23 protein-coding genes and 1 tRNA gene are annotated in these 22,534 nt (G+C 65.2%); 8 read left to right on the forward strand and 16 right to left on the reverse strand.

Annotated elements, in window-relative coordinates; translation table 11 throughout:
- Window positions 1-4: 4 nt before the first annotated feature.
- The 5 genes from EA346_RS05015 to phaE all read right to left on the reverse strand — a co-directional run bounded on the left by EA346_RS05015 (window position 5) and on the right by phaE (window position 4,042).
- A tRNA-Ser gene (locus EA346_RS05015) sits at window positions 5-95 on the reverse strand.
- A 98-nt stretch (window positions 96-193) separates the two neighbouring features.
- Complete coding sequence (locus EA346_RS05020; protein WP_296756296.1) at window positions 194-529, reverse strand: DUF1820 family protein; 336 nt, start codon at window positions 527-529, stop codon at window positions 194-196.
- A 68-nt stretch (window positions 530-597) separates the two neighbouring features.
- Entirely contained in the window at window positions 598-1,452 is an 855-nt protein-coding gene (gene purU, locus EA346_RS05025) for a formyltetrahydrofolate deformylase (protein ID WP_296756298.1), read from the reverse strand.
- A gap of 266 nt (window positions 1,453-1,718) precedes the next feature.
- Window positions 1,719-2,786, reverse strand: a complete 1,068-nt coding sequence (locus EA346_RS05030) for a class III poly(R)-hydroxyalkanoic acid synthase subunit PhaC (RefSeq protein WP_296756299.1) — start codon at window positions 2,784-2,786, stop codon at window positions 1,719-1,721.
- A complete protein-coding gene (gene phaE / locus EA346_RS05035; protein WP_296756301.1) occupies window positions 2,783-4,042 on the reverse strand; it encodes a class III poly(R)-hydroxyalkanoic acid synthase subunit PhaE in 1,260 nt (419 codons plus the stop codon). The genes EA346_RS05030 and phaE overlap by 4 nt, the downstream gene beginning before the upstream one ends.
- A 268-nt stretch (window positions 4,043-4,310) precedes the next feature.
- Here phaE and EA346_RS05040 point away from each other — a divergent pair, with 268 nt between their 5' ends.
- The 5 genes from EA346_RS05040 to mltF all read left to right on the forward strand — a co-directional run bounded on the left by EA346_RS05040 (window position 4,311) and on the right by mltF (window position 9,266).
- On the forward strand, window positions 4,311-5,498 hold the full coding sequence (locus EA346_RS05040) for an acetyl-CoA C-acetyltransferase (RefSeq protein WP_296756303.1): 1,188 nt from the start codon (window positions 4,311-4,313) through the stop codon (window positions 5,496-5,498).
- A 123-nt stretch (window positions 5,499-5,621) separates the two neighbouring features.
- Window positions 5,622-6,125, forward strand: coding sequence for a polyhydroxyalkanoate synthesis repressor PhaR (phaR, locus tag EA346_RS05045; RefSeq protein ID WP_296756304.1), 504 nt, complete (start codon window positions 5,622-5,624; stop codon window positions 6,123-6,125).
- A 240-nt stretch (window positions 6,126-6,365) separates the two neighbouring features.
- Window positions 6,366-6,821: a phasin family protein gene (locus tag EA346_RS05050; protein ID WP_296756306.1), complete on the forward strand. Its 456-nt coding sequence runs from the start codon at window positions 6,366-6,368 to the stop codon at window positions 6,819-6,821.
- Between the two features lie 85 nt (window positions 6,822-6,906).
- Window positions 6,907-7,653, forward strand: coding sequence for an acetoacetyl-CoA reductase (gene phbB, locus EA346_RS05055; RefSeq protein ID WP_296756307.1), 747 nt, complete (start codon window positions 6,907-6,909; stop codon window positions 7,651-7,653).
- Between the two features lie 155 nt (window positions 7,654-7,808).
- Window positions 7,809-9,266 carry a membrane-bound lytic murein transglycosylase MltF gene (mltF, locus tag EA346_RS05060; RefSeq protein ID WP_296756308.1) on the forward strand — a complete coding sequence of 486 codons (1,458 nt, stop codon included), beginning with the start codon at window positions 7,809-7,811 and terminating at the stop codon, window positions 9,264-9,266.
- Between the two features lie 42 nt (window positions 9,267-9,308).
- On the opposite strand, the gene tadA is transcribed toward mltF, so the two are convergent.
- From tadA to EA346_RS05090, 6 genes are all read right to left on the reverse strand, one after another.
- Entirely contained in the window at window positions 9,309-9,797 is a 489-nt protein-coding gene (tadA, locus tag EA346_RS05065; protein WP_296756340.1) for a tRNA adenosine(34) deaminase TadA, read from the reverse strand.
- Between the two features lie 5 nt (window positions 9,798-9,802).
- The gene (locus EA346_RS05070) at window positions 9,803-10,330 is read right to left on the reverse strand and encodes a glutathione peroxidase (protein WP_296756309.1); all 528 of its coding nucleotides are present in this window, start codon (window positions 10,328-10,330) and stop codon (window positions 9,803-9,805) included.
- 3 nt (window positions 10,331-10,333) lie between these two features.
- Window positions 10,334-10,924 carry an ABC-type transport auxiliary lipoprotein family protein gene (locus EA346_RS05075; RefSeq protein ID WP_296756311.1) on the reverse strand — a complete coding sequence of 197 codons (591 nt, stop codon included), beginning with the start codon at window positions 10,922-10,924 and terminating at the stop codon, window positions 10,334-10,336.
- A complete protein-coding gene (locus tag EA346_RS05080; protein WP_296756312.1) occupies window positions 10,924-11,940 on the reverse strand; it encodes an MlaD family protein in 1,017 nt (338 codons plus the stop codon). Before EA346_RS05080 ends, EA346_RS05075 begins: the two co-directional genes overlap by 1 nt.
- Window positions 11,937-12,665 carry an ATP-binding cassette domain-containing protein gene (locus tag EA346_RS05085; RefSeq protein WP_296756342.1) on the reverse strand — a complete coding sequence of 243 codons (729 nt, stop codon included), beginning with the start codon at window positions 12,663-12,665 and terminating at the stop codon, window positions 11,937-11,939. The genes EA346_RS05080 and EA346_RS05085 overlap by 4 nt, the downstream gene beginning before the upstream one ends.
- A gap of 77 nt (window positions 12,666-12,742) precedes the next feature.
- Window positions 12,743-13,855, reverse strand: a complete 1,113-nt coding sequence (locus EA346_RS05090) for an MlaE family lipid ABC transporter permease subunit (RefSeq protein WP_296756344.1) — start codon at window positions 13,853-13,855, stop codon at window positions 12,743-12,745.
- 167 nt (window positions 13,856-14,022) lie between these two features.
- Here EA346_RS05090 and EA346_RS05095 point away from each other — a divergent pair, with 167 nt between their 5' ends.
- The 3 genes from EA346_RS05095 to EA346_RS05105 are packed head-to-tail and all read left to right on the forward strand — an operon-like array spanning window position 14,023 to window position 17,926.
- On the forward strand, window positions 14,023-14,934 hold the full coding sequence (locus EA346_RS05095; RefSeq protein WP_296756345.1) for an AAA family ATPase: 912 nt from the start codon (window positions 14,023-14,025) through the stop codon (window positions 14,932-14,934).
- Window positions 14,916-15,935: a DUF58 domain-containing protein gene (locus EA346_RS05100; protein ID WP_296756313.1), complete on the forward strand. Its 1,020-nt coding sequence runs from the start codon at window positions 14,916-14,918 to the stop codon at window positions 15,933-15,935. The genes EA346_RS05095 and EA346_RS05100 overlap by 19 nt, the downstream gene beginning before the upstream one ends.
- Window positions 15,935-17,926 (forward strand): DUF3488 and transglutaminase-like domain-containing protein, encoded by a 1,992-nt coding sequence (locus EA346_RS05105; RefSeq protein ID WP_296756315.1) that lies wholly within the window; start codon window positions 15,935-15,937, stop codon window positions 17,924-17,926. Before EA346_RS05100 ends, EA346_RS05105 begins: the two co-directional genes overlap by 1 nt.
- 302 nt (window positions 17,927-18,228) lie before the next feature.
- Here EA346_RS05105 and iscR read toward each other — a convergent pair whose 3' ends face one another.
- The 5 genes from iscR to EA346_RS05130 form a co-directional block, all read right to left on the reverse strand.
- The gene (gene iscR, locus EA346_RS05110; RefSeq protein ID WP_296756316.1) at window positions 18,229-18,705 is read right to left on the reverse strand and encodes a Fe-S cluster assembly transcriptional regulator IscR; all 477 of its coding nucleotides are present in this window, start codon (window positions 18,703-18,705) and stop codon (window positions 18,229-18,231) included.
- Between the two features lie 239 nt (window positions 18,706-18,944).
- The gene (locus EA346_RS05115) at window positions 18,945-19,508 is read right to left on the reverse strand and encodes a L,D-transpeptidase (RefSeq protein WP_296756318.1); all 564 of its coding nucleotides are present in this window, start codon (window positions 19,506-19,508) and stop codon (window positions 18,945-18,947) included.
- Between the two features lie 70 nt (window positions 19,509-19,578).
- Window positions 19,579-21,090 (reverse strand): amidophosphoribosyltransferase, encoded by a 1,512-nt coding sequence (purF, locus tag EA346_RS05120; protein WP_296756320.1) that lies wholly within the window; start codon window positions 21,088-21,090, stop codon window positions 19,579-19,581.
- A gap of 20 nt (window positions 21,091-21,110) precedes the next feature.
- Window positions 21,111-21,632, reverse strand: coding sequence for a CvpA family protein (locus EA346_RS05125; RefSeq protein WP_296756322.1), 522 nt, complete (start codon window positions 21,630-21,632; stop codon window positions 21,111-21,113).
- Between the two features lie 176 nt (window positions 21,633-21,808).
- Window positions 21,809-22,414: an SPOR domain-containing protein gene (locus tag EA346_RS05130; protein ID WP_296756323.1), complete on the reverse strand. Its 606-nt coding sequence runs from the start codon at window positions 22,412-22,414 to the stop codon at window positions 21,809-21,811.
- Between the last annotated feature and the right edge of the window lie 120 nt (window positions 22,415-22,534).

Below are 22,534 nucleotides of genomic sequence, written 5' to 3' on the forward strand. Positions count from 1 at the left end.
TGTCTGGCGGAGAGAGAGGGATTCGAACCCTCGATACGGGATTACCGTATACACACTTTCCAGGCGTGCGCCTTCAACCACTCGGCCACCTCTCCGAAAACCTCGCGCGCAGGGACGCGGCCCGTGTTCGCGAGGTTGCGCAGGTTAAACCAGAGCATACCAAACCGCAATTCCGCCCGTGGAGATAAATGCCCTATTTTCCCCGGCCCGAGCCGGGCGGCAGCACACCGGGGAAGACGTGCACGTTCCCGCCCGGGCTCATGTCGCGGATCCGCGCCGTGCCGACCTGCTCCACTTCATCAATGCGGATCACGGAGTGGAGGGGAATGTGAAAGCGCTGGACTCCCTCGAACTCGTGGCGCAGCCGTTCCTCGCTGGGATCGACCACCACGCGCGAGCGTTCACCGAACAGCAGTTCCTCCACCGTGACGAACCCGTAAAGCTGATCCTGATAGACCTCCCGGGCGAAGATTTCGTAGACCTTGCCCTGATTGATAAAGGTCACACGAAAGCGCGTTTCATCCGTCATGCCGTCATCATGCGGGCACGCCCCGAAATTGCAAGCCGGCGCTTGCAGTCAGCCCGTGCTCGTTCCGTTCAATCGAATACGATGGTTTTGTTGCCATGGGTCAGCACCCTTCCTTCGAGGTGATAGCGCAGCCCGCGCGCGAGAACCCAGCGCTCGACATCTCGACCCTTGCGGACCAGATCGGCCACCTGGTCATCGTGGCGGATCCGTGCAACGTCCTGCTCGATGATCGGACCTGCATCCAGATCCTGGGTCACGTAGTGACAGGTTGCCCCGATCAGCTTCACGCCCCGTGCAAAGGCCTGGTGATAGGGGCGCGCGCCCACGAACGACGGCAGGAAACTGTGATGGATGTTGATCACCCGCTGCCGGAATTCCATGCAAAGGTCCGGCGGCAGGATCTGCATGTAACGGGCCAGGACCACGGTGTCGGTCTCCAGGTCGCGCAGATGCTCCTGCAGTCGCAGGAAGGCTTCGTCGCGTGTCTCTGGCATCACGGGGATGTGAATGAACGGGATTCCGTAGCAGGTCGCGACCTCCTCCAGCAGGCGATGGTTGGAAATGATCGCCGGAATCTCCATCGGCATTTCGCCGGAGCGCCAACGCGCCAGCAGATCCGTCAGGCAGTGCGGCTCTTTGCTCACCAGAATCACGACCCTGGGCCGCGCCTGGGCGCTCATCAGCGACCATTGCATATCGAGCTCGGGGGCCAATCCCTCGAAGCGCCCGGCCAGATCGGCATCGCCGCCGTCCGGCAGCGAGAATACCCAGCGCATGAAGAACCAGTGGGCCTCGGTATCGGTGTGCTGCGCCGCCTCCGTGATCCATCCTTCGGCATCGGCGATCAGCCGTGCCACTCGGGCAACGATACCCATGCGGTCCGGACAGGAGACGGTCAGGCGGAATTCGGAACGCTCGTTCATCGGCGTGGCTCGCGACATTGCGGGGCAGCGTCGCAGTGTACTTTGGACCACCGGGCGCTTGAAGGCCTGATCGGCACGGGCGGCAATCCAGACCAGAGGCCGGATCGCGGCTGGAAGACGCTCCTACGCCACCCAGGGGCATGAGCGACCTCTGTGGTCGCGATCCCGGCCTGGAAGGGCGAAAGCGCGGCTGGAAACCGCTCCTACCGGGGGGCCCGTTGTAGAAGCGACCTCCGGTCGCGATCGCGGCTGGAAGGATGGGGGCTTCAGGTCCGCTCGTCGATCCACTTTCCGATCGTCGGCGGCACCTCCTTCTGGGCGCGGCCGCTGACGTAGATCCCGATATGCCCGCCCTTGAAGGAAATCTCGCTGTAGTCCTTGGTACCGACCAGCTTCTTCAGGGCCTTGGAGGCGTCCGGCGGGACCAGGTGGTCCTGCATCGCAAAGATATTCAGCACCGGCATCGTCACGTTCTTCAGGTCCACCTCGTGCGGGCCGATCCGCAGTCCTCCCTCGACCAGCTTGTTCTGCTGGTAGAAGTCCTTGATGAACTGCCGGTAGGCCTCACCGGCCTGGTCCGGACTGTCGAAAATCCACTTCTCCATGCGCAGGAAGTTCGCCACCTGGTCGGGATTGTCGAGCACGTCCACCATGTCGAGATACTTCTGCCCCATCAGCCGGTACGGCTTCAGGTTCAGGAAGGTCCAGTTCAGCATCTCCCCCGGGATGTTGCCCAGGGCTTCCACGGTCAGGTCGACGTCCAGGTACTTCACCCACTTGGACAGCATGTTGTCCGGGGTCTGGAAATCGACCGGGGTCACCATGGTCACCAGGTTGGCGACCTTGTCCTGGTGGGTCGCCGCATAGCAGAGGCTGAAGGTCCCCCCCTGGCAGATTCCCAGCAGGTTGATCGCGTCCAGCCGATGCCGTTTCCGGATCACGTCCACGCAACGGTCCAGGTAGCCGTTGATGTAGTCGTCCAGCGTCAGGTATCGGTCCGAGCGGTCCGGATAGCCCCAATCGACCAGGTAGACGTCCATGCCGGCGTCCAGCAGGCCCCGGACGGTGGACCGGTCCTCCTGCAGATCCGCCATGTATGGGCGGTTGACGAGCGCGTATACGATCAGAATCGGGACGGTGTTCTGCACCACGCTCGCCGGCGCCTGAAAGCGATAGAGCGTCATCTTGTCTTCCTGATAGATGATCTCCTTCGGCGTCACTCCAGTGGTGATGTCGTCGGTGTCCATAAGGTTCTGGACACCGTGGGTCAATTTGGCCTGGAACTTGGTCAGCTCGTCGAGGGCTTCGTCGGGTCGGATCTGGATCGGGCTCATGACTGGGTCTTCCTCCGCGTAGTGCTGGGCTTCCGGGTGGTGGTGCTGGCGGTCCGTGCGCGCTTGGGCGCAGCCTTTTTGGCTGTTTCGCCGGCGGCGGGCTTGTCATCGCCCTTCCCCGCAGTTGCGGACTTCCCCGCGGCTTCCGTCTTGGTTTCGGCATGGGTCTCAGCCTTGGGCGCGGCCTTCGAGGCCATCGCCTTGACCTGCTTGCGCAACTCCGCCATCTCGGCCCGCAGTTCCTCGACCTCGCTCCCGAGTCCGGCCATTGCGTCCAATTCGGCGCGCATCGACTCGCTCTGCACGCGGAGTCTCTGGTATTCGGCGCGGGTGTCGTGCAGGCGCCGCTGGACCGTTCCCAGGTCACCACGTGTCGGCATGTTCATGGCCTCCAGCCACTCGTCCACCAACTGCGCACCCTGGTGTTTGACCGCCATCAACGCATTGACCATGCGCCCGTACCGGCGGGCATACTCATCGGACATCGCGTAATCCGCGTAGACCTCTTCGCAGGCATCCACCCAGATGTTGAACACCTCGCGGATCGAGTTCACCGGACCGCCTTCCTGCGCCCGATCCTCGAGCCGCTTCTTGAAGGCTTCCATCGAACGGGACCCGAGGCCACCGAAGCCGGCCTGGTACTCGCTCATCGCCTGTTCGTATTCAAAGAGCAGGCGGGTGAACTTCTGGTGCTGCTCCTGGGACTCGCGGGCATAACCGAGTGCAGGAGCGGACAGCATCCGATCCATCTGTTCGCGCACGTCGGTGGGCCGCTCGACCTCGAAGGCCTTCATGAAGTCGCCCGGGAACGGCATCCCGGCCGACATCGTGCGCGACACGGTGTCGAAGGGCAGATCCCAGAAGGCGAGGCCCTGCCGACCGGCCTTGCCCGCCACTGCGGCGAAGGGGTTCATTCCCTGGCTGGCGCTGCTGAATGCCTCGGTCATCATCCGCGTCCAGTTCTCCACGATCTGCGTGGTATCGGTGGCCGGATCCATCTTCCCAAGGCCCTCGGCCATCGAGAAATAACTCTTGCCCAGGTTGACCATCTGCCCGAGCAGGTCCTGCGCGGGCTTGGGTGTAGTCGGCGCAACCGACTTCCACCACTGTTCCATCGCATCCGCCCAGGGATTCGCCGAGGCCTTTTGTGCCGGGGTCGCTGCATCGAGGCCGCGGCGGGTCATGTCCATCCATGCGTCCCAATAGCGCCGTTGTGCTTCCAGCCACTGGTCGCCGGTCGAATCCGAATCAGCCATCTTTTTCTCCTGATAGTTGCCACGCGCAGCGGTCTTGCGCTCTTCCGAATACTAGAACCTCTTGACGATACTAGCACGGGTTTTGTGCGACGCACCATTCCGTCGCGGCGCCGAAGTTACTGCCGTATTGGCAATCTGGCGTCCAGGCAATGCCCACGGCGCTTGAGGCACGCGGGCTTAAGCATGCCATAATCGGCGGCACATTGGCCCCCCAGGCCCTGGGCGCGCAAGACCCGCAGAGGGCAGACATCCAGAGGAGAAGCAGGAGATGAGTGAAGAGATCGTAATCGTCGGTGCCGCACGCACGCCGGTTGGAACCCTGCTGGGTTCACTGGCTGATATCCCCGCAAGCAAGCTCGGCGCCACAGTCATCCGCAGCTTGCTCGAACGCTCGGGTGTAAAGCCCGAACAGGTGAGCGAGGTCATCCTCGGGCAGGTTCTGACCGGCGCGGCGGGAATGAACCCTGCGCGACAGGCCGCTCTCGAGGCAGGCATCCCGCACACGGTTCCGGCGATGACCATCAACAAGGTCTGTGGCTCGGGCCTCAAGGCGGTGCATCTGGCCTGGCAGTCGATACGCTGTGGCGATGCGGAGATCGTGGTGGCTGGTGGCCAGGAAAGCATGAGCCTCGCCCCGCATGCCCTGCCCCGCTCGCGTTCGGGTGTGAAGATGGGTGAGTGGGCAATGAAGGACACCATGATCAACGATGGGCTCTGGTGCGCGATCACTGACGTCCACATGGGCAATACGGCGGAAAACATCGCCAGGGAATACGACATCAGCCGCGAGGAACAGGATGCGTTCGCAGCGCAATCGCAGCAGCGCGCCGAGGCGGCGATCCGCGACGGCGTCTTCCGCGACGAGATCGTCCCGATCGAGATCCCGCAGCGTAAGGGTGACCCCAAGATCTTCGATACCGACGAGTTTCCCCGGGCCGGCGTCACCGCGGAAGGGCTTGGCAAACTCCGCCCGGCGTTTGCCAAGGATGGAACGGTCACCGCGGCCAACTCGTCCGGAATCAACGACGGCGCGGCTGCGGTCATCGTCATGACTGCGAGCAAGGCCAAGGAACTCGGGCTGAAGCCCATCGCGCGAATCGTTGCCTTCTCCGCTGCCGGGGTCGATCCATCGATCATGGGGACCGGCCCGATCCCGGCCACCCGTGACTGCCTCGAAAAGGCCGGCTGGAGCCCCGCAGATCTCGATCTGGTGGAATCCAACGAGGCGTTTGCAGCGCAGGCGATCTCCGTGAACAAGGCCCTGGGCTGGGATCTGTCCAAGGTCAACGTCAGCGGCGGCGCCATCGCCATCGGGCACCCGATCGGCGCCTCCGGCGCCCGCGTACTGGTCACCCTCCTGCACGGCATGCGTCGGCGCGACGCCAAACGTGGGCTGGCGACACTCTGCATCGGAGGCGGACAAGGCGTTGCGATGGCCCTCGAACTCGTCGAATAGCCTGTTTGGCCCCGCCCCCCGCGCGTCCCGTTCTGTGGCGCGCGGGGAGGTTGTCCGCGAGCCGGAAAAACACCCCGTCATCGTGTAGAATCAAGGGATAAAAGGCTGACAGGGGCAGCGTTTGTGACCGACCCACGACTGATCAAGAAATACCCGAACCGTCGGCTGTACGACACCGAGGAAAGTCGTTACATCACATTGATCGATGTGCAGCGACTGGTGCGCGAAGGGACCGACATCAAGGTCGTGGACACGCAGAGCGGCGATGACATCACCCGCGGCATCCTGATCCAGATCATCACCGAGCAGGAGGCTGGCGGCAACCCGCTGTTCACCACCGACATGCTCACCCGCTTCATCCGCTTCTACGACGAATCACTGCAGGACGCCTTCTCCAGTTTTCTCGATCAAAGCCTGAGGCTTTATTCCGAGCAGCAGGAGCAGATGCGAGCGCAGCTCGACGAGATGGTTCCGGGCGACGCGCTGCAGACCTGGACCGAGTTGACCGAACGCAACATGGAGCTCTGGCGCGAGATGCAGGACAGCTTTTTCCGCGCGGCCAACCTGCCCGGGATCGGCCGTTCGTCGCAAGCCCAGGAGAAGTCTGAGGCTGAGCGAAAGAAGTAGCTCCCGTAGCCACCGGCCGGTCGGACCTCCGACCCGACACCGGACGCTACCCCATCCCACCAGAACTCACACTCGAGCGGCTCACTTCCTGCCCATACGCCGTACGCGGGCGCTGCATGCAGCGCATTCGGGTCCTGACCAGCCTTCGGTGGTCCGGGTGCATGCCAGGATCCGAACCCATACTTCCTTCATCCTGCCGAGAACCTCTCACCGGGCTTGACATTGCCTGCGGGCTTGCTTATGCTGCAACGCAACAATGCTGCACTGCACCAAACGGGTGTGGTGGCATTTGACGGAGAGATAATCATGCAAAACCAGATGTTCGATGCTTATAATGAAATGGCCCAGAGCAGCTTCGAAGCGATGCGTAAGCTGGGTGAAATCAACATGCGCGCCACCGAGCGGCTGTTCCAGCAGCAACTGGACCTGACCAACACCATGCTGGAGACCAGCGCCAAGGGTATGGAAGGCACGACCAAGGCCAAGGGCTACCAGGAGTTGGTGACCAGCCAGGCCAAGCTGACCCAGGAATACGGTCAGGAGTGGCTGAAGAACTACCGCAGTGCGATTGAAGTACTCACCGAGGCACGCGATTCCGCCGCCGACGTGATGGACAAGCAGATGCAGCTCGCCAGCAAGAACATGCAGGAAGCCGGCGAAACCGTGAAGAAGGCGGCGGCCAAGGCTACCGCGTAAATGACAGCAAACCGGCCGGGAGCAGCCGGGTCGGGCCTGGAGGGTCCGCCCCGGCTAGCTCCGACAGGCCGCCAACGGAGGATTCATGGCTGAACGTATTGCATTAGTGACCGGGGGTATCGGCGGCATCGGATCGGCGATCTGCGTCGAATTGGCTGCCAAGGGCTTCAAGGTCGTCGCCGGCTATTACCCGGCGGAAAAGGACGACGCCGAGGCTTGGCAGGAAAAGCAGCGGGCTGAAGGCAATGTGTTCGAGATTGCCTCCGGTGACGTCTCCTCTTTTGAATCCTCCAGCGACATGGTCAAGGACATCGAGGCCCGTATCGGTCCGATCGACGTCCTGATCAACTGCGCCGGGATTACCCGGGACAAGACCTTCCGCAAGATGGAACCTGACCAGTGGAAGGCGGTTATGGCAACCAACCTCGACAGCCTGTTCAATGTAACGCGCCAGGTCGTCGACGGGATGACCGAACGCGGCTGGGGACGCATCGTGAACATTTCCTCGGTGAACGGCCAGCGCGGACAGTTCGGCCAGACCAACTATTCCGCGGCGAAGGCCGGGGCGCACGGCTTCACCATGGCCCTGGCGCAGGAAGTCGCGCGCAAGGGGGTCACGGTCAACACCGTCTCTCCGGGCTACATCGCCACCGAGATGACCAAGGCCATGGCCGAGGAAGTCCGGGAACAGATCGTCGCCCAGGTGCCGATGTCACGCATGGGTGAGCCGGATGAGGTCGCCTATCTGGTCGGCGTGCTCTGCGATGATCGCGCCGCATACATCACGGGCGCGAACTACGAGTTGAACGGCGGGCTGTTCATGAGCTTCTGAACGGCCCCCCCTGGAGGGGGAGGCCGGCCCCGGCCTCCCCCTCCAGGGGGATTTTCAGTTTCCGCCACCCACGTCGGACCGTCGCAGACCGCCACATTTCCTGCACCGCCCATCGGCTTCGACGCAGGCCCGGGACCGGGCTATGATCCCGGCTTATGCTCTGGCAATCCCATCTTCGTCCCCGCAACAGCCTGCGCCGCCGGATCGAGATCGGCGTCTTCGCTTTTCTGTTGTCGGGGATCCTGATCTGGGCCTGGCAGTACACTCCTTCCGCCCTGGGCCTCGCGCTGCACAAAAAGGAACTCCGCGCGGCATTGGTCAGCCACCCGCACGACCTGACGTTCATGGATATGAACAACGGTTCGGACCAGTTCGAACTCGTGCTTCTGCGCGGATTTTCCGAACACATTGGCGCCCGGCTTCAACTCCACCCGGTCACGGGTCCTGATGAAGCCCATCGGCTCCTGCATTCGCGCCGCGTCGATATAGCCGCCGGATTTCTGACCGAACCGAGGGACGACTTGGGTATCGCGGTCGGTCCCGAGGTCCTGCCGATCCAGAAGTCACTGGTGTATTGGCAGGGATACGGAGGTGTCGTCACTGCGATCTCCGACCTTCCGGATGGCACTCGGATCGGCGTGACCTCCAGTCACACTCTGCCCGACGAACTCAGGGCAATCTCCACCACGGTGGGTCAGGAACCGCGCGTGGAATTCATCCATTACGCCGACGGCCCGGAACTGGTCTTTGCCCTGAGCCGGGGGTACGTCGACTACGGGCTCCTGACCTCGATCGAGTTGAGCCGCCTGCGCCGGGTCCATACGGAATTGCGCAGGGCCATCGCGCTGGAAAGCCGAGCCTCGGTGGTCTGGCTGTTTCCTCCGGGTCTGGACGACAGCCTGATCGACTCCGCACATGCCTACCTGAACATTCTTCGCACCGGGCGGGAATTCGACTTGCTCTTCGACCGCCATTTCGGGCACCTCGACGTGCACGATCTGGTGGACGTCATCAGTTTTTCGCGCCTCGTGGAGGAGCGGCTCGACCAGTTTCGGCCGCTGTTCGAGGAGGTGGCGCTCGCTTACGGGCTGGACTGGCGCTTCCTCGCTGCAGTGAGCTACCAGGAATCGCTGTGGGATCCGACGGCCGTATCTGCAACCGGCGTACGCGGTCTGATGATGCTGACCAACGCCACTGCGCAATCGCTGGGTGTTGCCGACCGCACCGACCCCCACGAGAGCGTGGACGGCGGGGCCCGCTACGTCCTGCAGATGCTGGAGCGCCTCCCGAAAGGGATCACCGAGCCCGACCGGACCTGGATGGCCCTCGCCTCCTACAACGTCGGCCTGGGGCACCTGCTCGACGCCCGCAGGCTCGCCGAGGCGGGTGGCGACGATCCGAACCTCTGGCTGGACGTCATGGCCTGGCTCCCCAAACTGGCGCAGCGCGAGTGGCACCAGCAAACCCGGTACGGTTACGCCCGCGGCTGGGAACCCGTCATCTATGTTCAGAACATCCGGAGCTATTACGACTGGCTCGTTCACCTGTTCCCGCAGCCAAACGATCATCCGGACCGCAGCCCACTCTATCTGAGCCTGCCGCTGGCCTTATAGGGCTAGTGGGCCATGCGGAAAGCGTGGTATCAGATCGCGGCGCTAGCCACGCCGGGCGCGAAAGAACCCGCGCAGCAGTTCCGCCGCACGCTCGCCCTCGACCCCTCCGGTCACGATCAGGCGATGGTTGTGCGATGGGTGCGACACCAGGTCCAGCGCGCCGCCGGCCGCCCCGGTGCGCGGGTCACTCGCGGCGTAAACCAGCCGGGCGACCCGGGCGTGAATCATCGCCCCGACACACATCGGGCAGGGTTCCAGCGTCACGTACAGCGTCGTGCCCGGCAGCCGGTAGTTGCCGACGCGGCGAGCGGCCTGTCTCAAGACGCGGATCTCGGCATGGGCGGTCGGGTCACGCTCGCCGATCGGGGCATTGTGGCCACGCGCCAGGCACTCGCCATCGCGAATCAGGACCGCCCCGACCGGAACCTCGCCGGCCCGTGCCCCCTCCGCCGCCTCTTCCAGCGCCAGCAGCATCCAGGAGCGGTCGGCCTCGGCCTGACCGAGCGCCTCGGGCACCGGGTTGCCGGACATTGCCATCATGGAAACCCGAGACTCCCCCAGCCGTTCTGCGGCCCCGTCACCTGCAGCGCCTTCTCGATCGCCCCGGTCAGGTCCTCGGGACGCGTGGTGGGCGAGAATCGCCCGACCACGGCTCCATCCCGACCCACCAGAAACTTCGTGAAGTTCCACTTGATGGCCTGCGTGCCGAGGGCACCAGGCGCGGCCTGTTTCAGAAAGCGGTACAGCGGGTGTGCGTCACTGCCATTCACCTCGATCTTGGCAAACAGTGGGAAATCGACCCCGAAGCGGCTGCTGCAGAAGCTGGCGATCTGATCCGGATCACCAGGTTCCTGGCCGCCAAATTGATTGCACGGAAAGCCAAGGATCTGGAAACCCTGGTCGGCATAGGTCTCCTGCAATACCTGCAGGCCCGCATATTGCGGCGTGAATCCACATTCGCTGGCGACATTCACCACCAGGAGAACCTGCCCTCGGTACGCCGAGAGGTCCTGCGGGGCTCCGTCCAGGCGTTGGGCACTGAAGTCATGTACGGTGGTGGTCATCGGTCATTCTCCAAGACGTCGTTCGAGATCTTCGAAAAGGCGGGCCATGCCCGCGGAAAGCGCCGCGACCAGCGCCTCCGGGGTTCGTGCACCCAGTTCCACCTGCTGCGCCAGTTCCCATAGCTGCGCACCGTCCGCACCCTGGGCGAATACCCGCAGGCCCACCCGTGCCAACCCCGGACCCTCGACGTCCAGATCCCCGTGCAGGGCCGTGACCAGGACGTCGAGTTGCCGCGCCTGCGGATGTGCCCGGGCATCGGGGATCAAGGTGACGGGCCCGCCCTCGCGGGTCCAGCGCTCGCGCAGCAGTTGCTCGACGTGCTCGCGGGGATTCAGGAACCATTCGTTGTAGAAGTCCGACTCGTAGCGATAGGGACCCAAGCGGTAGACCAGCCCCTTGCCCGCAAACGCCGGGGCGACCCGAACAGTGTCCAATTCGACCAATGAACCCGGCGGCTCCGACGGCGCGGCCTCGGGCACCTCGAGCAGGAACCAGGCCCGGTCGACGGCCGGCTGTTCGGGCAACAGGGTGCAGCCACTCCCCAAGGCCGCAATCAATGCGAACGCGGCCCATCGTCCGGGGATTCTGTTCATCAGCGACTCCGTTCAATCGTGCTTCGCGGCGGTGGGGCGCCGAAGATGGTCCCCGCCGGGTTGCGGCGCGCATCCTCTGTCAGGGACCGCAGCGTACCGGTGGCTGCCTGCAGGTCCGCCAGGGTCGCGGCAAGTCGTTGCTCATTGATATCGAGCCCGCGATCCAACCGGACCACGACCCGCTCGATCTGGGCAACCAGGTCGCCGATGTCGGCCTCCGCCAGTGTCCCGCGCACCGACTGCAGGGTGGCGCGAGTTTCGCCGGGTAGCGCCAGGATGTCTGGGTCCTGCAGCAGGCGCTCCGCGGCCTGCAGCAGCTGCCGGCTTTCGACAGCGGTCTGCTGCAGTTGCTCTGACAATTCAGCCGCATGGCGGTTGAAGCCCTCGGGGTCCAGCATCGCCACGGTACGCTCGAGCGTGTAAAGCGCCGAAATCGTGCCGTCGACGACTCCCTCGATGTCAAGCAGGTCGAGCCGGCGCAGAAGATTCTCGGCGTACTCCAGAAACTGGACAGCGATGCTCGGGGCCGAGGGAATGTACACGTTGCGCGGCTCCCATTCGATCGGCAGGGCCGGGTGGGTCTCGGGATCCACGAAGTCCAGTTCCAGGAAGTTGATTCCAGTGATGCCCTGGGCCGCCATGCGTACGCGCAGCCCCGCGGCGACGAGGGGTCCCAACAGGTCTTCATTGAACAGACCTTCGCGGGCGCTGGAGGCAAACCGGTCTGGGCGCACACGCCCCTCCACAAGCACGTAACGCTTGCGTTCCGCGGGCGGTGCGTCGTCCTGGTATTCGACGGCTGTGAAGCCAAGCCGGGTCACGTCGCCAATGGTCACACCCCGGAACTTGATCGGTGCGCCCACATCCAGGCCCTGTACCGACCCGTCGATATAGGTCTCGATCATCACCGTGGGCCGCAGCAGGTTCCCGGTACCGATCACGGTGAGCCCGATGATGAGGGCCGCGATGGCGCCGAGAATGAACAGGCCCAGGCGAAAATGATGTACGGCGCTCATGCCGGTAAGTCCTCTGTTTCCGATCGGCGCAGGAAACGCCGCACCCAGGGGTGATCGTTGGTATCGCGCAGCACCCTGGGGTCCCCCTCCGCAATGATCGAACGTGTCTCCTTGTCCAGCATAATGACCCGGTCGGCGATCGCAAAAATGCTCGCCAACTCATGGGTGACGACGACAAGCGTCATGCCCAGGCTGGAGGCGAGCCGCCGAATCAACTGATCCAGTTCCGCCGAAGTGATCGGATCCAGGCCCGCCGATGGCTCGTCGAGAAACAGGACCTGGGGATCCAGCGCCATGGCGCGCGCGATGGCCGCGCGTTTCTGCATCCCGCCGCTGATTTCCGCCGGCATGAAGTCGCAATACTCCGCGAGTCCCACCAATTGGAGCTTTGCACGGGCAATTCGGTTCATTGCCTCCAGCGGCAGATCCGTGTGCACCTCCAGCGGCAGGCGCACGTTCTCCAGCAGGCTCATCGAACCGAACAGGGCACCCATCTGGTACATCACGCCCACCTGCCGCAGGATGTTCTCGCGTTCGGCGCCCTCGGCCCGCGCCATGTCCGCTCCGCCGATCAGGATTCGGCCGGCGACCGGCGAATACAGGCCGATCATGTGTTTGAGCAGGGTGCTCTTGCCGCTCCCGGATCCGCCCAGGATGACGAAGATTTCGCCCGCGCGCACGGTGAAGTCAAGATTTTCCATGATCACCATGGAACCGAAGCCCATGGTCAGGCCCTCGACCCGGATCACGACGTTGTCGTCGCCAATCGGGTCGGCGTCTCCCCTGTTCAGATCAACCACAATCATATCCCAAGGTGATAGAAAAGGACTGCGAAAAGGCCGTCCGCGATGACGATCAGGATGATCGCACTGACCACCGCGCTGGTCGTGGACCGACCGACGGCCGCCGCTCCGGTCCCCGTCTGCAGGCCACGCAGGCAGCCGACGCTGGCGACCAGCAGGCCAAATACCGCCGCTTTGAACAGACCCGACATCAGGTCGGTCAGGTCCACGGCGCCACTGACCTGGTTGAAGAACGCGACCATCGGAATTCCGAAACCCCGCATCACCAGTGCCGCCCCCAGCAGGCCGATCAGGTTCGCATACAGCGTCAGCAGCGGCGCCACGAAGACGCCGGCGAGGATCTTGGGCACCACGAGGAAGCGCACCGGGTCGAGCCCCATGGTGGTCAGGGCATTGACCTCCTCGTTGACTTTCATCGTCCCGATCTCGGCGGCAAAGGCCGCACCCGAGCGGCCGGCAAGCAGGATCGCCATCATCAGCGGAGCGAGTTCCCGCAGCAGGGAAATGGCGACCAGGTCGGCGACGAAGATCTCCGCTCCGAACTGCTGCATCGCGATCGCCGACTGGAAGGCAAGGATCACACCGAGCAGAAAGGCGATCAACGAAACGATGGGCAGCGCCTGGAAACCCGCCGCCTCGGCGACACGCAGCGTGTCGCCCCAGCGGACCCGGCGCGGATGGCGAATGGCAAGCAGCAGGGCCTGGCCATACTCTCCGATGAAGGCGATCTGGGCAAAGATCTCATGCCCCACCGAACTCACACCCGCACGCAGACGCTGCGTCCACGGGATATCCTGCGGGGGACGGGCCGAGACCACGGTCTCCGCCTCGCGATAGGGTTTGAGATGCCCCTCGATGGCCCCGGTCACGCCGTGCAGGCGCACAGCGCCGCCCCGCTGCGTTGCCGAATGTTCAAGGCTGTACAGCAACGCAGCCCCGGCGCCATCGCAGTAAGACACGTCGGAGAGGTCGACCACCAGTTCGTCGGCACCTGCCACCCGCGCAGCCGCCTCGAGTACGGACGCCCACACGGGGCCGACGCTGTAGGCATCCATGCGGCCGGCAAAGACCACGCGGCCGGGGGTACCCTCCTGCGCCGAATAACGCAACATCGAGTCCGCTGAATGCTCCCGCTCAGCCATTGGCGCTTCCGGACGATCCAGGGTTCATTTTGGAATCAACGGTCCATAATAGGTTCCACACTGGGGAACCCCCGGTTGGAATCCGACTCAACAGGCAGGACAAACAAGGATACCGCATGAACAGTCCGGCAGAACGCATGATTCGGCCTACCCTGATCCGTGTGGAGGAAACCCTGAACCGCATCCTCCTGGGCAAGCCGGAAGCTGTACGGCTGGCTCTCGTCTGTCTGCTCGCCAACGGACACCTGTTGATCGAGGATTTGCCGGGGGTGGGCAAGACCACCCTCGCCCACGCCCTCGCACAGGTACTGGGCCTGGACTACCGGCGCATCCAGTTTACCAGCGATCTCCTGCCCGGGGACGTCGTGGGTGTCTCGGTCTTCGAGCAGGCCCGTGCCCGGTTCGAGTTCCACCCTGGACCGATCTTCGCGCAGGTCCTGCTGGCCGACGAAGTCAACCGTGCTCCGCCGAAGACCCAGAGTGCGCTGCTCGAAGCCATGCAGGAGCATCAGGTGAGTGTCGATGGACGCACCTACGATCTCCCCAAGCCGTTTTTCGTGATCGCGACCCAGAATCCGGCCGAGCAGGTCGGCACGCATCCCCTCCCGGAGTCGCAACTCGACCGCTTCCTGATGTGCATCGAGTTGGGATTCCCGGACAGCGCCGCAGAGCGGGCATTGCTGGAAGGCTCCGGCAGGGGTGATGCCACCACTCCGCTGGCGGCCGAGGCCGGACCCGAGGACCTGATGGCCTGGCAGCGCGAAGTGTCGGCCGTCAGTGCGCGCCCCGCGCTGCTCGACTATGTGCAGGCGCTGTTGCGCGGCAGCCGCGACCCGGCGCTGTTTCGCAGCGGACTGTCACCGCGGGCGGGACTCGGCCTGCTCCAGGCGGCGCGCGCCTACGCCCTGATCGACGGCCGGGGCTTCGTGACGCCGGACGATGTACGCGCGGTCCTGCCCTCCGTCGCCATCCACCGTGTCGCTTCGCGTGAGTCGCAGCCCGGCGCGGCCACCATTGCCCGGCTGCTGGAATGCGCTCCGGCAAATTGAACCTGGCTCGCGATCACGGCCTGCGCGCCCGGTGGGGGCGGCTGCGCGAGGACTTCGTGCGCTGGGTGACGCGACGGCACCAGACCGACGGACGGCGCGCGCGGGTGACCCGCGACCGTGTCTACATCCTGCCGACCCGCCAGGGGTACATGCTGCTTCTGATCCTGCTGGTGATGCTCCTGGGTTCGATCAACTATTCGAACAACATGGCCTTCCTGCTGACCTTTCTGATCGTCGGAATCGGGCACAACGCGATGTGGTACACGCACCGCAACCTGCTCGGACTGAAGGTCACCGTCCTACCGGTGAAACCGGCGTTCGCCGGTGCCCCCCCGGTGCTGGCATTGCGCCTCGAAGAGCCGGATGGCAGACCGCGCGAGGCGCTGCGCCTGGCAGCGGGGGGACGGGAAAGTCCACCAGCCTTCCTGGAGCCGGGGGCATCGGTGGATGTCGCGATTGCGCTGGAGGCGCGCCCGCGTGGAATCTACCGCCTGCCCCGCCAGCGCCTCTCCACCCGCTATCCGCTGGGCCTGCTGGAGGCCTGGACCTGGCTCACCCTCGACACCGAGGTCGTGGTCTACCCGGTGCCCATCCCGGCGGATGCCATGCAGGCTGCCGCAACGGACGGTGATGGCGAAGAGACGACTGTACCCGCTGCCAGGGACGCCCTCCCGGATGAGATCCGGGACTATCGGCCGGGAGACTCCCCCAACCGGATCGCATGGAAGGCCGTCGCCCGCAGTGGCCGCCTGTTCGTGCGGGATTCCGCCGGCGGTGAGGCTGCACCGACATGGCTGGACTGGGACGCTGTGCCCGGTGCTGACCCGGAATATCGCCTCTCGGTTCTCTGCCATCTGGTATTGGAAGCGAATGCCGCGGGCCAGCCCTTCGGGCTGCGGCTTCCCGGCCAACGGCTGGGGCCGGACGCCGGACCGGATCACCTGGGCCGCTGCCTGCGCGCGCTGGCCCTTTTCGGTCTCCCGGGACGCAACCCGGCGTGATGGCATTGCTCACACGGACCCCGGCGCACCCTCCCGAACTGCTCGGTCTGTGGCTGCTGCTGGCCGCGGTACCCGTTGCGGCCCTGCCCCACGCCTGGGAACAGCCGCCCTGGGTCTTCGCGGTCCTGCTGGCGGCATGGCTGTGGCGTGTCATGATCCACGCCGCCAATACCCAGCTGCCCCCGCGCTGGGTGATGGTCCTGCTGGTCCTGGCGGGCGGTGGGCTGACGTTTGCCGAGTTCGGCACGGTCTTCGGGCAGCAGGCCGGCACCGCCCTGCTGCTGGTGATGGTCGCGCTGAAGCTCCTGGAAATTCGCTCGCAGCGTGACATCGTGGTGTCCCTGTTCCTGGCCTATTTCGTCGTGGTCACCACCTATTTCTTCAACCAGTCGATCCTGATCGCCGCGTATTCCCTGCTCTCCGCCTGGCTGATCACCGCCGCACTCATCCAGGTGCACAGCGGCCGGGTGCTGCCGCTCGCGCGGCTCGCGCGGTCGTCGGGCCTGATGATGGTGCACGCATTGCCGATCATGCTGATTCTGTTCCTGGTCTTCCCACGCATCCCCGGGCCGATCTGGGGCAGTCCCCACGAGGACCCGGTCGGACAGACCGGCCTGTCCGATCGCCTGGAATTCGGCGACATCGCGCAGTTGCTGGAAAACGAGGCCACCGCCCTGCGGGTCCGCTTCGAGGGCCCTGTCCCGCCCTCGAGTCAGCAGTACTGGCGCGCGCTGGTCATGAGCGATTTCGACGGCCGCGGCTGGCGGGTCGACCGCGGACGCCCGGAAGTGCCCGCAGACGGCGACGGCCCGGGCGACATCGCATATACCGCGACGCTGGAACCCACCCGCGCACACTACCTGCCCGTACTGGATTTTCCCGTCGGGATTCCCGATCAGGGCCGCCTCCTCGACAATCTGCAGGTGCTGACGTCCAGGCGGGTCGACAGCCGGCTGCAGTACTCGGGCCGCGCCCGCCTGGACGCCCCCCCGGCATGGCCGCTGTCTGCGGAGGAGCGGACCCGGGCGCTCGCGCTTCCCGCCGCGGCCGCGCCTCGGGCGCGGGTCCAGGCGGGGCTCTGGCGCGCCGCCCACGGCGACGACGATACGGCCATTGTCCAGGAGGCGCTGCGGCTCTTTGCCGGGGAACCCTTCCGTTACACCCTGCGCCCGCCCCTGCTGCGGGGTGACCGCACCGATGCATTCCTGTTCGAGTCGCGGGCCGGCTATTGTGAGCACTACGCCTCCACCTTTGCCGTACTGATGCGCGCCGCGGGCATACCCGCGCGCGTGATCACCGGCTACCAGGGCGGACAATGGATGGATGCCGGCAACTACCTGCGCCTGCGCCAGGCCGATGCGCATGCCTGGACCGAGGTCTGGCTGGAGGACCGGGGCTGGGTCCGGGTCGACCCCACCGCCGCGATCGCCCCGGAGCGCATCGAGACCGGCCTGAGCGGGTGGTTCGGCGAGGACATCGATGCGCCGGCATTCCTGCGCCGTTCCGGCCTGCCCTGGACGGTGCAGTGGCGCCTGCGGATATCGGACTGGCACGACGTCGCCACTTTCCGTTGGGAGAGCCTGGTCCTGGCCTTCGACCCGGAACGCCAGCGCGAATTGTTCGCACGCTTCGGGCTCGATGCCACCGACTGGCGCAGTGTCCTGATCGCGCTGGCCGTCTCCCTGGGCGGCCTGGGCGTGCTGGCGGGGTTGATCGCGCTCTTGCGCCGCCCTCGGGACCGCCGGGATCCGGCACAGCGGGCGTTGGACCGGCTTTCACGACGGCTGCGCCGCCACGGCCTGGCGCGTGAACCCCACGAGACCGCCGCGGCCTACGCCACCCGTGTCCGTGACGCTCGTCCCGAATTGGCCGGCCCGCTGGCGGACTTCGCGCAGGCCTACACGCACCTGCGCTATGCCGACCTCGATGCGCAGGAGCGGGAGCAATTTCAGCGCCAGCTGTGGCGTGCCCTGGGCGAAGCGAAGGGCTGACGCGCGGCACCCAGGAGGGTGAAAACGGAAACGCCTATGGAGTGCGGCGGCTCGCCGCCGCTGTGGGTAGCTGGGTGATTCCCGGCGCCCCATAGCGGGAGCAAGCTCCCGCACTCCATATGGCTGCTGGGCGTAGTAATGGGCTTCCGCAATTCTGATTCGTCGCTGCACGAGCGTCCGCCCCTATGGAATGCGGCGTCAAGCCGCCGCGTTTCATGCCGGACCAGCAGGGCGAAAACAGATACGCCGGGCATGAGCCCGGCGTATCGTGACAGCAAACCGTGGACGGACTGCCGATGCGGTCAGGCGGCGTCGTGACGGAAGATGAAGTGATGCCGCGCCCGGCGCTCGTCCTGGCGTCGCGCAACCTTCTGCACCTCCGGCCGGTTTGCGAACTGGGCGAGCGTGATGCCATCGAGGAAGTCGTACAGTTGCTGGCTCAGATCATCCCACAACTCGTGCGTCAGGCAGCGTTCTCCCTGCTGACAGTCCTTCTGCCCCTTGCACCGGGTAACGTCTACGGACTCATCGACCGCCATGATGATGTTGGCGATGCTGATCTGGTCCGCCCGCTTGGCGAGTCGGTAGCCACCACCCGGGCCACGTACGCCCTCCACCAGGCTCGCCTTGCGCAGCTTGGCGAACAGCTGCTCAAGGTAGGACAGGGAGATGCCCTGACACTGGGAGATGTCGGCCAGGGTGACGGGACCGATGCGGTCGTGGATGGCCAGGTCCATCATGGCGGTGACCGCGTAGCGGCCTTTGGTTGACAACTTCATATACATCGCCTCCGGGCATTGCTGCTATGGATGTGTAAGGCCTTCCGTTTCGGCTCGTGCTTCCATTCCGTTTTCTTGACCATCCCACTCAGGAATAATTCCATCATTCTGACAGGCTAATGACGAAAGCCCCTACCTATTGTAGGTCCTATTCTCGGGTCAATCGAGCGCGAAGCAGGGGGTCGTGTCTCCTCCGCGCGTGGGACGAGCGGCACGCGTCCGCGTGAGCACGCCAAGCCTCAGGGCACGCGCTCGAGGATCACGACCAGCGAATGGAGGGGCACCTGGGGAAACAACCCGATCAGGTCCTGATTGCGCATTCGGATGCAGCCATGCGATGCGGGCGAACCGATCCGCCCCTCCTCGTCGGTGCCGTGGATGTAAATGTACCGGGCGAAGCTGTCGACATCCCCGCCCCGGTTGATGCCAGGTTCCAGGCCCTCCAGCCAGAGAATGCGCGAGGTGATTCGGTCGCCCGTACCAAGTGCAGCGGGGTCGGTCAGGATCTCCGCGATTGCGCCGGTGTCGCTCCGACCGCGGAAGATGGCCCCGGCAGGCGCCGCATCGCCGATCCGCTGCGCGACCCAATGCAGGCCGCGAGGCGTCTGCAGGCTTCCGTCGCGGTTGCCGATACCGCGGGCCGACGTGGACACCTGGAAGACCTGAGGCACCCGCCCAGCCTCGCAGACGTAGAGTCGCTGCCTGTCCGCGCACACGATCAGCACCGGCCGGCCCCAGCCCTGCGGTTCGCGGACCAGGGCATCGGCGACGACTGCGTCCAGCCATTCAGGCGGCTCTACCATCCATCACCCCAAGATCCGCGGCTGCCCGCGGGACGTGGACACCCACCCCCCACAGTCCGCGGGACGGCCACTACTTCTTGTTCGCCAGGTCCAGGACCTCGCCGGCCACGGGCTCCGCCTCGGGCATGCCCACATCGGCGCGCAGAGAGGCCAGGTAGTCCAGGTAGTCCGGCGCCAGCCCGGTCACGTACTCGCCGGTGAACACCGAGCAGTCGAATTTCTCGATGGAGCGGTTGCCCCGCTGCACCGCGGCGACGAGGTCGTCCAGGTCCTGATAGATCAACCGATCGGCGCCGATCGCGGCACAGACCGCATCCTCGTCGCGATCGTGGGCGATGAGTTCGCTGGCGGCGGGCATGTCGATGCCGTAAACGTTCGGGAATCGCACCGGCGGCGCCGCCGATGCAAAATAGACCTTGCGTGCGCCCGCTTCCCGCGCCATCAGCACGATCTCACGCGAGGTGGTTCCACGGACGATCGAATCGTCCACCAGCATCACGTTCTTGTCCCGGAACTCCAGCCCGATCGCGTTCAGCTTCTGCCGCACCGATTTTCGCCGCCGGGTCTGCCCCGGCATGATGAAAGTGCGGCCGATATACCGGTTCTTGATGAACCCCTCGCGGTACTTGATGCCGAGCTCGTGGGCCATCTCCAGGGCCACGGTACGCCCGGTATCGGGGATCGGCACGATGACGTCGATGTCATGGTCCGGCCAGATGCGCCGGACCTTCTGCCCCAGCCGGGTGCCCATACGCATCCGCGCCCGGTGCACGAAGACGTTGTCGATCACCGAATCGGGGCGCGCGAAATAGACGTGCTCGAAGATGCAGGGGTTGAGCGTCGGATTGGGCGCACAGCTGCGCGTTGCGACCTCACCGTCCGGGGTGATGAAGATGCCCTCTCCGGGGGCCAGGTCACGCACGAGTTCGAAGCCCAGCGAATCCAGCGCCGCGCTCTCGGAGGCCACCATCCACTCCACGCCATCCCCGGTCTCCCGACGGCCGTAGACCAGCGGCCGGATACCGAACGGATCCCGGAACGCCACCAGCCCGCGCCCGGCGATCATGCCCACGACCGCATACGCACCCTGGGCGCGCTGGTGGACCCGGGCGATGGCGTTGAAGACGGACTCGGCGTTCAGGCCATTGTCCAGGAAGCGCAGCAGTTCCTGGGCGAAGACGTTGAGCAGGATCTCCGAATCGGAGTCGGTATTGATGTGCCGGCGATCGGTCGCGAACAGGGCCTGCTTCAGCTCCCGCGCATTGATCAGGTTGCCGTTGTGACCCAGCGTGATACCGAAGGGGGAGTTCACGTAAAACGGTTGCGCCTCGGCGGAACTCGAGGTTCCGGCAGTCGGATACCGTACATGCCCGATACCCATGTTGCCGATCAGACCCCGCATGTGCTGCGCGTGGAACACGTCCCGCACCAGACCGTTGTCCTTGCGCAGGTGGAGGCGCCCCTGTTCGTCGGAGGTCACGATACCGGCGGCATCCTGTCCCCGATGCTGGAGCACCAGCATCGCGTCGTAGAGCAGCTGGTTCACCGCCGCGGTACCGACTACGCCGACAACTGCACACATAGCAGAACTCCAGGAAGTCTCTAGCTGCCCTGTCCGGGATCGACTTCATCGGGAAGGTCGCGCAGACGTTCCTGGATCCCCTCCGGCAACAGGTCCAGCACCCAACCCACGATACGTTCGAATTCCGGAACCAGCCGGCTCTCCTGCCACCAGGGCTCCTCGGGTATCAGCGTCAGCGAGGCGACGAAGACCAGAAGCGCCACGATCAGCACCCCCCGCAGCAAGCCGAACACGACCCCCAGCGAGCGGTCGGTACCGCTCAGGCCGGTGCCCCGTACCAGGCGCGTGGCGATGATACCGGCAATGCCCCCCACGATCAGGACCAGGATGAACAGCACCGCGAACGCGATCCCCAGGCGCAGGGTTTCGTCGCTGACTGCGGCCGGCAGGTAGGCGGCGGCATCTCCGGAAAAGCGCACGCCCACCCAGATCGCCACGATCCAGGTCGCCAGCGAGAAGACCTCACGCACGAAACCGCGATAGAGGCTGAGCAGCCCCGAGAGGGCCACCAGCGCGATGAATACGAAGTCAATCCAGTTCACGTCGTCCGACTCTCGTGTGCATGGCTGTCACTGTGCCCACCCGCCGCCTGTCCGCGCGCATTCCGCTGCGATCCGAGCGCGGCAGCCCGGGAGCGCGCTAGTCTACCCCAGACCCCGGGCATAGTATCGCCCAGCGGGCGGCCCATCGGTCGATGTCGCGCCGATTCCGAGGGCCATCAGGGATGCGCGATCACAATTCCGGAGACGTCCATTCTGCGCTGCACCTCGTCCCGCAGACGCAACGCCTCGTCGCGCTGGGCCCGCGGACCGACCTTCACGCGCCATACTCCGCGGCCATTCGCGCTGGCGCGCTCGACAAACGCCGGGAAGCCATCGGCGCGCAGCCGCTGCGCCTGCTCGCGCGCATTCTCCTCACGGCCGAAGCTGCCGACCTGCACAGCCCAGCCAACCGCATCGGGCCCAGGCTCGGTCGCCGCCGGTGTCCTGGGCCGGGAAGCCTCCGGTCCGGCGGCGCGGGCCGGCGCAGCAGGCACGGTATCCGCCGGGCGCTGCGCCTCTGGGGCGGGAACTGGCGCTGGCTCCGCGATCCGCACCTCGCCCCCATCCCGGCCCTCGTCGGCGCGCTGATCGATCGGCGCAGGCACTGGGGCGCTAGGCGTCTGCGGCACGGCGAATTCAGGCCGCTCGGGAACGGGTTGTTCAAGCCCCTGCATGGACTCGTAACCAGCGCCGTCGAACATCCAGGGAAGAACGAGAACGGCGACAAAGATCAGCACGATCGCGCCGACCATCCGGTACCGCAGGGGAGCTTCCATCGACATCGGCACTCAGTGGGTCCGGACCTGAGAAGACCGTGACACGCGCGCCCCGGCGGGGAGGGATCGGAACTTGATGGCTGAAGGTGAAACGATCATCGGAGGCTGGCACCCAGTTTGCAGCGT

Origin of the sequence: Thioalkalivibrio sp., assembly GCF_007692535.1 — a bacterium.
GTDB lineage: Bacteria > Pseudomonadota > Gammaproteobacteria > Ectothiorhodospirales > Ectothiorhodospiraceae > Thioalkalivibrio.